Annotated in this window: 11 protein-coding genes, 1 tRNA gene, 4 pseudogenes and 1 CRISPR repeat array; of the genes and pseudogenes, 8 read left to right on the top strand and 8 right to left on the bottom strand. The window is 36.1% G+C overall.

Annotated elements, in window-relative coordinates; genetic code table 11:
• Positions 1 to 1,662 precede the first annotated feature (1,662 nt).
• Entirely contained in the window at positions 1,663 to 3,423 is a 1,761-nt protein-coding gene (locus F6K27_RS30175) for a GspE/PulE family protein (RefSeq protein WP_287278894.1), read from the top strand.
• A 53-nt stretch (positions 3,424 to 3,476) separates the two neighbouring features.
• Here F6K27_RS30175 and F6K27_RS30180 read toward each other — a convergent pair whose 3' ends face one another.
• Together F6K27_RS30180 and F6K27_RS30185 are read right to left on the bottom strand one after the other, a co-directional pair.
• Positions 3,477 to 3,650: a hypothetical protein gene (locus tag F6K27_RS30180; RefSeq protein ID WP_161564751.1), complete on the bottom strand. Its 174-nt coding sequence runs from the start codon at positions 3,648 to 3,650 to the stop codon at positions 3,477 to 3,479.
• 907 nt (positions 3,651 to 4,557) lie between these two features.
• Positions 4,558 to 4,986, bottom strand: a complete 429-nt coding sequence (locus F6K27_RS30185; protein WP_287278895.1) for a phosphomannose isomerase type II C-terminal cupin domain — start codon at positions 4,984 to 4,986, stop codon at positions 4,558 to 4,560.
• 271 nt (positions 4,987 to 5,257) lie between these two features.
• Positions 5,258 to 5,508: direct repeats of the CRISPR family, unit length 26 nt; unit sequence CCAACTAATCCGCATTAACCCAAGGG.
• 40 nt (positions 5,509 to 5,548) lie between these two features.
• On the opposite strand from F6K27_RS30185, the pseudogene F6K27_RS30190 reads away from it, so the two are divergent.
• Positions 5,549 to 5,755, top strand: a pseudogene (locus F6K27_RS30190) (IS1 family transposase); the annotation flags it as partial.
• A gap of 49 nt (positions 5,756 to 5,804) precedes the next feature.
• On the opposite strand, the gene F6K27_RS30195 reads toward F6K27_RS30190, so the two are convergent.
• Positions 5,805 to 6,389, bottom strand: coding sequence for a PAS domain-containing protein (locus tag F6K27_RS30195; protein ID WP_287278896.1), 585 nt, complete (start codon positions 6,387 to 6,389; stop codon positions 5,805 to 5,807).
• A gap of 934 nt (positions 6,390 to 7,323) precedes the next feature.
• On the opposite strand from F6K27_RS30195, the gene F6K27_RS30200 reads away from it, so the two are divergent.
• The gene (locus F6K27_RS30200) at positions 7,324 to 7,695 is read left to right on the top strand and encodes a hypothetical protein (RefSeq protein WP_287284619.1); all 372 of its coding nucleotides are present in this window, start codon (positions 7,324 to 7,326) and stop codon (positions 7,693 to 7,695) included.
• Positions 7,696 to 8,042: 347 nt separating this feature from the next.
• On the opposite strand, the gene F6K27_RS30205 is transcribed toward F6K27_RS30200, so the two are convergent.
• Positions 8,043 to 8,549 carry a peptidase C15 gene (locus tag F6K27_RS30205; RefSeq protein WP_287278898.1) on the bottom strand — a complete coding sequence of 169 codons (507 nt, stop codon included), beginning with the start codon at positions 8,547 to 8,549 and terminating at the stop codon, positions 8,043 to 8,045.
• A gap of 102 nt (positions 8,550 to 8,651) precedes the next feature.
• Here F6K27_RS30205 and hisH point away from each other — a divergent pair, with 102 nt between their 5' ends.
• Both hisH and rsmD read left to right on the top strand, forming a co-directional pair.
• A complete protein-coding gene (gene hisH / locus F6K27_RS30210) occupies positions 8,652 to 9,296 on the top strand; it encodes an imidazole glycerol phosphate synthase subunit HisH (protein WP_287278899.1) in 645 nt (214 codons plus the stop codon).
• Positions 9,297 to 9,303: 7 nt separating this feature from the next.
• Entirely contained in the window at positions 9,304 to 9,879 is a 576-nt protein-coding gene (rsmD, locus tag F6K27_RS30215) for a 16S rRNA (guanine(966)-N(2))-methyltransferase RsmD (protein WP_124147706.1), read from the top strand.
• Here the strand turns inward: rsmD and petG are convergent.
• Positions 9,865 to 9,981, bottom strand: coding sequence for a cytochrome b6-f complex subunit V (gene petG / locus F6K27_RS30220; protein ID WP_124147707.1), 117 nt, complete (start codon positions 9,979 to 9,981; stop codon positions 9,865 to 9,867). The genes rsmD and petG overlap by 15 nt on opposite strands.
• Positions 9,982 to 10,284: 303 nt before the next feature.
• On the bottom strand, positions 10,285 to 10,446 hold the full coding sequence (locus tag F6K27_RS30225; RefSeq protein WP_287278900.1) for a hypothetical protein: 162 nt from the start codon (positions 10,444 to 10,446) through the stop codon (positions 10,285 to 10,287).
• A gap of 63 nt (positions 10,447 to 10,509) precedes the next feature.
• Between F6K27_RS30225 and F6K27_RS30230 the strand changes: the two genes are divergently transcribed.
• The 3 genes and pseudogenes from F6K27_RS30230 to F6K27_RS30240 form a co-directional block, all read left to right on the top strand.
• Complete coding sequence (locus tag F6K27_RS30230; protein WP_287278901.1) at positions 10,510 to 10,890, top strand: cytochrome c; 381 nt, start codon at positions 10,510 to 10,512, stop codon at positions 10,888 to 10,890.
• A 58-nt stretch (positions 10,891 to 10,948) separates the two neighbouring features.
• Positions 10,949 to 11,021, top strand: a tRNA-Thr gene (locus F6K27_RS30235).
• 402 nt (positions 11,022 to 11,423) lie between these two features.
• Positions 11,424 to 11,708: pseudogene (locus F6K27_RS30240) on the top strand (helix-turn-helix domain-containing protein); the annotation flags it as partial.
• Positions 11,709 to 11,727: 19 nt separating this feature from the next.
• Here F6K27_RS30240 and F6K27_RS30245 read toward each other — a convergent pair.
• Positions 11,728 to 11,847, bottom strand: a pseudogene (locus tag F6K27_RS30245) (IS1 family transposase); the annotation flags it as partial.
• Between the two features lie 123 nt (positions 11,848 to 11,970).
• Positions 11,971 to 12,075, bottom strand: a pseudogene (locus tag F6K27_RS30250) (IS1 family transposase); the annotation flags it as partial.

Raw genomic sequence — 12,075 nt, forward strand, 5'->3', positions numbered from 1 at the left:
GTTAAGAGAAAATCGGGGTAGTCATTCAAAGTTGATTCTGGAAGCAAGAAGTGATTTATGTGGTTTAGAAGTTGGTGGGGAGTCTTGGGAGAAAACTTGGATTAATTAGGGTTTGCTGAAAAAGTCTTATGGGTGAGGGTAGGAGACAGGAGACAGGAGACAGGAGACAGGAGAAATTGGAATGAGCGAGGAGGTAGGAGCGGGCGTTTTGTCCCAAGATTGTTCTGCGCAACTCTTGACCAAAATCCGCTCCTAATTGAACCATTACCACCCAAAACCTCGCACTTTTTGATACTTAAAAAGGCACTTACCTTTATCTATCAATGCTTTGAGATTTAATCAGCAAGCCCTAATTAATATAATAGACATCTCCAGAAAAGAGGCAGTAGGCAGTAGGGAGAAAGAATTGATAATTCCTGTGTGAGAATTGATTTTATTTTTTATTTTTGGAGATGTCTAATACCAAATTTACAAGACTTACACAAAATTAGGGCGTTATTTTATGCCCTAACTGATTCTTAAGTCTTCTTCCTTATTCTGTCTAGAAATGCTTAATTATTACTAATCATCTGGACATGATATTACACATTTTCTGGTCAAAAAATACCTGTTTGAGTAACATTCCGCAGGAAGAGTCGATCTGCATAAGGGAATTACATCAATGCCCTAAAAATGCCTGGGAGCTTTAGTAGTAAAAGAATTATACTTTTTCAAATCAAATTTTCTACCTGTATATATTTGAGACTATTTTATGGCTCTATTTTTTGTAATTCCCAATAAAAATAAATTCTCTTGCAGCCGTTGTATAAAGGCTCAAATTATTTTGAGTGTGGCATAGTTACTATAGTAATCCTAAATCATTGATGATAATTTTATTGCTTCGGTTTCCGTCATTACCGAATAATTAACTAATTAATAATTAAATAATTCTGGTTTAAAGCCTCCCCTTGATCGGGGAAAAAGCGGTCGAGGGATGGATGGGTTTCCTAACCATATCCAATCAACCAAGAAAAAAGAAATAATATTTCCTTATATTCAATCAAGAGCGGTTTTAACCAGAGGTAATTATCAATTATCCATTAATGAACTGTTCTCTATTCCCTAAAATTTACAATATCTCACAACTAAAATAAGATTGCTATACAATGATTCATCAGTTAGGTTGATACTTCATGCTCATCTAGGAGATAAAAAAATATTGGTATTTCCAGTTTTTTTTCCTCCTCATAAAAGTTCCCATCTTGAACAGGAATAAATAATGATAAATTCAGTTCCATACCCCCCTTAAAAAGTAAAAATATATTTGAAAATAACAGAAGTACGAGGCTGATTTAAGATACTCTATTATACAACATTTATCCCGTTTTTAAATCACAAATTATTTGTATAATCATATACAGAAATTTGATTCATTGTTAAAACAATAATTATCGATTTATTATATTAAGTTGATATTATTTTTAAGCTCTCTAGTTCCCTATTATCTTTCACCTTTTCCAGAATATTTTCTACAAAACCTTTCTGAAAACTCCTACAGAAGACCAAAATCATAAAAGGGTTTTAATTTAATCACAACAGTGTTAGTCTCAGAAGTTGGAGGAGAACAAAAAATATTTTCTCTTTCATGCAATATGATTAAAAACCATTTCTAATTAATTGACTATGAGTGCATCAACTTCTGTTCTATCAGCTTGGCAACTATTAAGAAATCGTGAAATTACTTGCCAACAAGCATTGGAAAATTTAGTAGATAAACGAGGAATAGTAAATCTACAACTACTTGATAAAGAAGTAGCATATCGTTTCTTTAGAGAATTTCCAGATCGAAAAGATTTACCACCAGTTATTCCCCTACTTTTATGGCGTAACTGTTATTATTTAGCCTCCCCTGTAGAAATATGTGCCGATGAGATGAAAAATATGAGCGATCGTACTTTTTCTGACATCAAAATTATTTTTATTGCAGAAAAAAGCTATAGTGCCTGGTATCATAGAGAAAAAATAGACCCCAAGTCTATTTCTGGGAATCAGTTAATTAATCCTTTAACTGGAGAGCTAGAAGAAGAAGATGTCAGCGCCACCACAGAATTATATCTTTCCCAAGCTGCAGACCAAATTGGTCGGATTAAAACAATCATTTCCGGTGCTCTGCGTAACCGTGCTAGTGATATCCATCTTGAACCGACTGGAGATGGTTTACGAGTACGTTACCGTATTGATGGCATCCTCAGAAATATTACCACCCTACCAGCAGATATTGGTCGTCGAGTAGTGGTTGCTATTAAGGTGATGTGTGATATGGATATCGCTGAAAGTAGATGTCCTCAAGATGGGAGAATTAGCGAACAATATGTAGGAGAGGATGATTCTAATATAGGAATAGATTTACGAGTCAGCACCCTTCCCTGTGTCGGAGGGGAAAAAGCTGTGATTAGGTTACTAACTTCCAAAAATCCTTTTTCTAGTTTGGATAAATTGGGATTTTCTGAGCGGAGTTTGAGTGTATACAAAAGTTGGTTACATCAACCACAGGGAATGATTATTTTTACAGGACCAACTGGTTCTGGAAAAACAAGCACCCTATACACCAGTTTGTTATCAGTGACAACAGAACACGTTAATGTCGTTACTGTTGAAGACCCAGTAGAATATGTATTGCCCGGAATTACTCAAACTCAGGTAAATGAAAGAGCAGGAATGACTTTTGCCGCTGGTTTACGGGCAATTTTGCGTCAAGACCCTGATATTATTATGATGGGAGAAATACGCGATCGCGAGACAGCGGATACAGCAGTAAGAGCTGCATTGACTGGTCACTTAGTCTTGACTACTCTTCATACTAATGATGCTATAGGTGCAATTCCTCGGTTAAAGGATATCGGTCTTGACCCTGCTTTGATGAGTGATGCGCTATTGGGTATTGTTGCACAAAGATTAGTGCGAAAAATTTGCCCCCATTGTGGAGAAGCTTATACTCCCACAAATGCCGATCTACAAATATTGGGTTTAGAGCAGCCGCAAATATTACCTTCTATGAGTTTGGCTGTGAGCAAAAGTCTATCTGCTTATGCTTCTGCTTTGAATAATGGCAATGGGGGGCAAACTATATCTGCTGTTACTCCGAGTATAAAACATGAAATTCAGGGAAAATGGCGTATTGGTCGTGGTTGCTCTAATTGTTTCCATTCTGGTTATTCTGGTAGAGAAGCAATTGTAGAATTATTGGATGTAGATGATCGGGTTCGTGAGTTGATTTATGAAGGTACTATGACTCAATTACAGCGTTATTTGAAGCAAAATGGTTTTGTTTCTTTCCAAACTGCTGCTGTTGAAAAGGTAACTCAAGGAATAACTACAGTTGAAGAAGTACAGCGTGTTTTGCCACGTAGTGCTTTATATACTCACAATTTTACCAGAGGTTGATATTAAATAGGGTTTGCTGAAAAAGTCTTATGAGTGAGGGTAGGAGTCAGGAGTTAGGAGTCAGTAGGGGAGGCATGGGTAGGGCGACGTACAAGAGAAAAAAAGAAGGAAGATAAAGAAGAAAGTTTTTTATCATCAGGACTTACGCATACCACCGCATATAGTAGGGGTTGACGACCGTTAACCCCTGCAAATGGTGTATAATTTTGTCTTTTGCGTAATATCATGTCCGCTTGAATACTTTTGAATACTTATACTTTGGTGGAAGGAAGACAGAGGGTAGAAGGCAGCTATGCTGTTTGCGTAGCATTCCGTAGGAAAGAGTTTCTTTTAATTGAAACTTAATTCTATACACAAACGATGCTATCGGACATGATATAAGTCCGGATCATGGTATTAAGTGATTAAACTGATACACATAACTTTCCAGGTAGACCCTAATGGTGTGTAATATAACTTTTTGGCGTTGGTGATTTGAGGTATGATATCATTTCCAGATCATTAGGGGTCAAAAAACTTTCTCCCTCTATTCCTCTTTCTTATTCTTTCTTCCCTCCTGAGTTCTGAGTTCTGACTCTTAAGTAATTAAGATTAATATCATACACTAATTCACCAATGCCAACTTTTTTTAGTATCCTCACCCATTTTTAGGTTTCTCAGTCCAGTTATAGTGCGCTAACAAAGTTTAACCGATAATTATATCATTAATTATAGCAGTTTTCACAAAGGTAGGCTACAGAACTTCTGCCCTCAGCATAAGTGCCTTCTGCCTTTAAGTAAAAATCTCTGTATTCTATGTTAATGAAAACTGCTATAATATGATCTATGGATAGATATTTCAAAAATATAGCTGTTTTTTAGGCAGTCCTACAACTATAATGGTATGGATTGAACTTGGGACAAATTACCTGATGATGTCAGCTCCGATGATCAAGAAAGAAGATGTATTTTGGTTTCTTTCCTACTCATAGTTTTTTCCACTCTAGGTCTCCCCTATTCCCCTAATCTCCCCTACTCCCTCTACCATTACGCGAGCAGTACTACAGTTTTTTGTTTAATGCCGGAGTGGACTAAATAACCTCTGTTTTCTGCTTTTCTTAGTGAAAACTGCTATGAGCGATCGCCTAGCTAAAATTATTTTGAAGATACTTCTGTATCAGCTTCTGGAAAACGAGTAATATCATCTTCCCCAAGATATTCCCCATTTTGAATTTCAATCATTACTAGAGGAATTGTACCAGGATTTTCTACACGATGTGCTGTGTTTGGTGGAACATAAGTTGATTGTTTTTGCAGGAGCAAATGTTCTGTACCATCAAACACAACTTTAGCAGTACCAGAAACCACAATCCAATGTTCACTACGATGATAGTGCATTTGGGTCGTAATATGATGTTTTGGTTTGACCTCTATACGATTAATTTTGTAACGTGGACCTTCTTCCAACATTGTGACTGTACCCCAAGGCGGTGTTCTTGTAGGATGTTCATGTTGACTTGAAACCGTAACTTCGGAATTTACAACTGGGGTCGAAGACTGTTGATTATTTTGTGTTTCACTCATAAATTTTTTTTCGATTACATCAAATAATAATCTACTTTCACATTTTACTACAGAATGCCATTTGCATCCTCCCGACGCTGCTCTAGGAGACAGTGCAAGTCCTGCTCCATTGCTGATAGGGGCTTTTTGCTAGATAACATCAAGTTTTTTGTTTTAATCTTGCTTTTAGGATGTCTTATTTTATGTCCGGTTGAATAGTTATTGTATAGTTGGAGCTGGGGATTTGGTATAAGGAATGACAAAAGTGGTTTTATTTGTTCTTTCTCTTTCTTGTTTCCAACTAATCCGCATTAACCCAAGGGGTAGGTAATAAAATGTTTGGGGGAATAGTCTATAACCCTGGTGTTCCCAACTAATCCGCATTAACCCAAGGGCTGGGGTCTCTTATTTTTAAGAGAAAAATGGCTAAAAAAGTTTCCAACTAATCCGCATTAACCCAAGGGGTTGGGTTGGTTATCAAAAATCGCTATGAAGGATTTTTAATACAAGTTGGTTTCCAACTAATTTGCATTAACCCAAGGGGTGGGGTGAAAGTGACACTTACTACGATGCAGCCCAGCAACTGTGGTCTTCTCTACCAGGGGTATATCGCCAGTGTGCAATAGTCTACACAGATTTTTGGCAGGCAGATGAACAGGTAGTCCCGAGCAAAAGACATGGAGCCGTGGGCCAACAAACGGGTCAGACAAGCTATATTGAAAGGTTCAACTGTACCATCAGACAACGAGTATCGCGATTACTTAGGAGAGCACTATCCTTTTGCCAGAAATGGGTGAGCGATCGCTCACCCACCCCTTCTCTAAGAATAATTATTATTATCATTCTTGGGAGGGACTAAGGTATTGATAAATGCCATTCTTGTCTAAAATTTGGATAATATCTGTGCTATTTTCAATTAGCGCTCGGAATCTTTGTTCATTTTCCCGCAGTTGTTTCTCTGCTTGCTTACGTTCGGTAATATCTGCACTAATGGCAACAAACCCTATCACTTTGTCTTTTGCATTTTTGAACGCATCTATCCGGATAAAAATCTGGATTATGCGATCGCCACGACTACGACAGGGAACTTCTCCATTCCATGAATTTCCATTTTTCATTGTGTCAGATATTTGTTTAGCTACTCTCTCATCTGTTATCAAACTTAGTAACCCACTAATAGCATTTAATTCTTCTACTGTTGCGTAATCAAAAAGTTGAGTAAATGCTGGATTTTGATAAATGTGATTACCACTAGCATCTGTCATACTAATCGCTTCACTGCTACTTTCTACAGCTTTACCTATCAATGCTAGAGCTGTTTCTGTTTGCCGAAGTTCAGTAATATCAAGTCCAACAGTACACGCTGCTTGACTCTGATTGTATTTTTGAGTAACTATGAGATATTGACCTACAGATGATTTCATTTATTGTACAGTAACTGTGGAATTACTATCAAAAAAATCACGTACAAATTTGGGAAATTCTGCATCATCTCCACTCAGAAAACCAATCTTTTTACCAATAAATTCTTCTGGAGATAATTTGTAAATTTCAGCTAAATGTCTATTTACTCCTAGATAATATAAATCTGAGCTAATCCAAGAAACTAATCCTGGTATTACTTCTAAAAGTGTTTGTAATTGTCCATCTGTTATTCATAACAGCAAATATAATTAGATATATCAGTATAATTTTTTTTATACATCCTAAGTAGGTTGAGCATCTTGCCCTATACTGAATTAATTAACTGACTCAAGGCTGATAGCTATAGTACAGAATTACAAAGATCAAATTTTTTTAAATATGAGAATGACAGATAAAATACTAATAGTTTTTAGTATCATCACTTGAGTGGAGTATTTTTCGATACTATTAAGAATATTCTTTAAATCAGTTATTTCTATATTTAAGCCTTGATTAGGAGCAGTTACTCTTGTTATAACTCCTAGATTATTCGTACATTTATTCAATCCAGAGTCAGTTTAGCTACAGGTAATTATAGAGATAGTTTATCCCTAATAAATACATTTATAGAGCATATAGCATATTTGTAATTTATCACAAAAAAATATACTGTCAATGAAGATAATTCAACTTTAAAATCTGTTCCTCATTTTTTTATATTCTAAAATTCAGGAAATAATACTTTTCAAAATTTCCCAGAAAATAACTATTTTAATGTTTTTAAAACTAATGATTAAGGAGCAATATTTTCTGATGAATAGAAAACTGCTACTAAGCAGGCACACAAAATCAATTGCCGATTTTTGTCATCAAAATATATTCTTAGATCAAAGAAAGCAAAATGGTAATTTAGATCGGATTTATTAGAGAATTAAATACTGAGATGAAAAAACTTTGAGAAAGAATAGTTTGCAAAGTAAATTTCCTCAAGTAAGAGACAGAGCTATAACAATTTTATTTCAGTTGCGGGTAAAAATATCTTTTAATTTAGGGAAAAGGGAACATGGAATAAAGGTAAAAGTTTCAGAGTTTTTATATATCCTTAGATTTTTTACAGCAGAAATAGACTTAAGATATTTAGATGAAAGTAGATTTTCTTTGAAGGCAGATATTCCTGACGGATGGCAAGAACAATCAGAAATAATAACCTTCAAGAGTTGTCAAAGTAAAAGAATTCATGTTCTGGGATTAATGGAATGTAAAAATCAACTAAATTACGAAATACATCAGGGAGTAATTGACAGTGAAATAGTCATTAATTTTTGAGATAAGTTTAGTAAAGATTTAGCTAAACTCTTGTTCTGTAGTTATAGATCAAGCTTCAATTAATACGAGCCTTGAACAAGGAAGAAGAAAGAAGGAAAAAGTGGATGGGTACTAAAATCCCAAGGAATTGTAAACACTGTGTAGACGGTAAAGTTTTGCTACATCTTAGTTAATAAGATCATAGAGAGTAGGAAGATAGTCAATTATGAATAATATATCTTCACTTCATGTCTATAATCGTTAAAAACATAACTATGCTTGACTCATTATTTAATAATTGAAGTATTGAATAAACATAGATTTTTTTTATATAATGGGGCATATGTAAATGATTAAAATATCAATTATTAAACGATATATAATAATATTTTAATAAAATCTCCTACAATTTTATCCCGATTATTTTCTGTTAAAACAGGCACATGAACAAATATACATTTAGTTTGATAACAACTCATATCGAGATATTTTAAAACTGAATAATACAAGTCTTCGCAAACAAACTTTCCTGCATCATTACTAATCTCAGTCACATCCAAACCTGCAACTAACTCTGCTAAATTAATAGAAGTTTTCATCACCACTTCTCCACAACTAGCTTGAGATTCTATTGTGAGAATTTCCCTTGTTTGTGCCATACCACAACAAATAATCACATCAGGCTGAATCTCTTCTATTTTAGCAATAACAATCTGTGTAGCTAGCTGTGAATCAACAGGTAACTTTCTTAAAAAACTTAACGAATAATTAGTTGATTTTTGCACAGATATCAGACCAAGTAAATCATCAGAAGAATTAGATTTATGGTGAGGTTCCCATATATCAAATGATGTCAGTAACACTTTAGTTTTCATTTTTAAAACAAAGACAAAATAAAAAAATCTGTAAATTCTTTAAATTATACTAACTTATTAACTATAATAAAATTGCCAATCACAAAATAAGGAGAAAAATTAATGCCAACCATTGCAGTCATAGACTACGATATGGGTAATTTACATTCTGTCTGTAAAGGTTTAGAAAAAACTGGTGCCACCCCAAAAATTACAGATTCTCCAATAGAAATAGAACAAGCTGATGCAGTAATTTTACCAGGAGTAGGGTCTTTCGACCCGGCAGTGCAACACTTGCGCTCGCGCTACTTAGAAACACCCATAAAACAAGTTATTGCTTCAGGTAAACCTTTTTTAGGTATATGTTTAGGTTTGCAAATATTATTTGAAAGTAGCGAAGAAGGTCAGGAACCAGGTTTAGGAATACTTTCTGGAAAAGTACGTCGGTTTAAATCTGAACCTGGTCTGACAATTCCCCAAATGGGTTGGAACCAACTACAATTTACTCAACCAAACCATCCTTTGTGGAGTGACATAACTTCTCAACCTTGGGTATATTTTGTTCATTCCTACTATGTTGACCCCACTGACTCTCAAGTTACAGCAGCAACAGTCACCCACGGCCATCAAACAGTCACAGCAGCAGTAGGGCAAAACAATTTAATGGCAGTACAGTTTCACCCAGAAAAATCTTCTACTCTTGGACTACAAATTTTGTCAAATTTTGTTAATAAAGTTATATCTGAAAATTTGGCCTTAGCTGGTTAGAGCAACCATGAACTTAAGGATATATGGAAATCGTCCGTTAAAAACTTTACCAGGAATGACCACTCGTCCGACTTTGGCCAAAGTTCGAGAAGCAGTCTTTAATATTTGGCAAACTAATATAGCTGGTTGTCGATGGTTAGATATATGTGCAGGTGTGGGTTCCATGGGTGCCGAAGCTTTATGTAGAGGAGCATCCTTAGCCATTGCAATTGAAAAATATGGCCCTGCTTGTGCTGTAATTGATCATAATTGGCAACTTGTGGCCAGTTCATCTCAGGAATTTCAGGTGTTGCGGGGAGATGTGTTGAAACGTTTAAAAGTGCTGGTAGGGCAGAAGTTTGACTTGATTTATTTTGACCCACCTTATGCTAGTGATTTATATCAACCAGTATTAGAGGCGATCGCCCAATATCAACTTCTAGCACCAACCAGCGAGTTAGCAGTGGAACATAGTCCCGAAGGATTGTCTGTTAAATCTGTGTCCACCTTAGAAGTTTGTCGGCAGAAAGTCTATGGCAATACAGCTTTGACCTTCTTTAGTCTCACTCAAGAGGAGAGATTGACTGATCTAGTCGATGTTTAATTGGTTGCCCCGTCGATATTGTTGGTAAGCTGCAAAAAATAGTCCTGCCAATGTCACGAGGATGAGACCTAGTACGATTCCAGAAAGTAATGGTTCTACCACGAAGCCAACTCCTTATAGTTGAAATTTTTATTTGTTTATCGATCAATATTACTATTTCTTTTGAGTCTGGGGATAAAGTGCCAGTAAAGAAATCCCAGGCCAATATATAAAACCCTTATGGGATCTATATTAAAAATACTAGGAGCAGATGGGCAGATGGGGCGTATTAAAGTATTTTCAATTATTGCTTTAATCCATGTATAACCTGCCTCTCAAATTTTTACGCAAGTATACCAAAAACTACAGTGAGAAGATACGGATATTCATCATGGAGGAGTATGAGAATATTTTTCTAGTTGCCTTCTATCCCACATCCCACGGACGACTCCATGGCTCAAAAATGTCATCAAGGTCAATATACCAAATTGGTTCTATATACAAATATGAATAATATAGTTCCTCAAAGTATTGATTAATATTAAATCTTTGTACTTGACATAAAAGAATTACCTTAAAAAGAGCCATACTGTTAAGGTATATTAATTGATATTAAACTTTCTTGTAGATAGTTTTTGAGATATAAAGATTTTGGATAACCAGCTTGCTGATACCAAAAAAGAAGTCTTACTCAAGTGGAGCGCCTTAGCTGGTGTGGCTTTCCTGTTGGCCATCCTATTTATGTTCTTAGGATTTAGGCAGTTTCAGGTTTCCGATCCTTATACAAATAGAGTATTGTCTATTGATGGAGACCCAGTTCAAGGCCACGCAATTTTTCAAATGAACTGTGCAGGTTGTCACGAGTGGGTTTTAGAAAGTCAGATAGGACCATCTTTAGAAGGAATTTCCCAACGCAAGTCAGATGTGGCAATTATTAAGCAAGTAGTTAGTGGCCAAACACCACCTATGCCCCAATTTCAGCCCAGCGACCGGGAAATGGCCGATTTATTAAGCTATTTAAAACAAATGTGATTTAAAAGTAAAAAGGGGTTGCATAAATAGGTGCAGCTTTGCTATTATTAAAAACGTTGCCGATGTAGCTCAGTTGGTAGAGCACTCGACTTGTAATCGAACGGTCAGGAGTTCGAGTCTCCTCATCGGCTTTTTTTATCTCAAAGTTGGTTCAAGACCCGCGCTCTCCCAAAGGGGAGTGTCCTATGGGAAAACCAATCAATTTTGTGGTTTTGCCAATAGTGTGTTAAGATTAAATAAGGCTACTGAGCTAGCAGTGTCAATCTGTGGAGCGACCGTAAGACCAGAAAGAGGGAAAGGCCTCGGAGGTAGGTGCGTTAGAAGCCGAAAGTCCTAATCTGCGAGGTTTAGGAATCCTGCGTTGTCGCGCCATGTGCAACGTCGGGAGGATTTCAAGAGTTCAAATTTTTATCTCAACTTTGCTTGGAGAACCGCGCTCTCCGGCCTGTGGGAGCTTCGGGAAGAAAAGCAATCAATCTTGATATCTCACACACAATTATGTTAGACTGTGAATAATTCTCAGTAAGTAATAGATGGTTGAGAAAGCGTACAAATTTAGGTTTTACCCTACTCTAGAGTAAGAAAACTTGCTAAGGAAGACCTTGGGTTACGTGGGTCTAATCTACAACAAAGCTTTAGCTGAATGGACTCAAGCATGGTATGAGAGGCAAGAACGAGTAAGCTATAAACAAACCTCAGCCATGCTTACCTCCTGGAAAAAGCAAAAAGATTTAGAATTTCTCACACAAGTAAGTTGTGTTCCATTGCAGCAAAGCTTGAGACATTTACAGACTGCTTTCAGCAACTTTTTTTCAGGCGTTGCACAGTGACGAATGATTACGAGAATTGAGGAATTTGCCGATGTTTCAAATCATAGATCAGCAAGGGAATTGATTTGTACAACATATCAATGGACTTGGAGTAGCACAAAGTTTTGCGATGTAACCTAGCTAAATAGGGTTTGCTGATTAAATCTAAAAGCATTGACATATAAAGGTTTTAGAATTTTTTAGTTGAAAAAAAGTCCCAGCTTTTAGGTCGCTTAGGTTCAAAAAATTGGCGTTGGTGAATGTGTAATGCTCAGAAAAGAACTGGCACAGTCTTGAATTTCAAGTAATGTACCAGCAAGCCAATAGAATACTTAAGCATTGTTAAGGATTTGGAGTAACAGAGGGTTTTGCGTTT

Source organism: Okeania sp. SIO2F5 (assembly GCF_010692685.1).
Classification (GTDB): Bacteria; Cyanobacteriota; Cyanobacteriia; order Cyanobacteriales; family Microcoleaceae; genus Okeania; species Okeania hirsuta.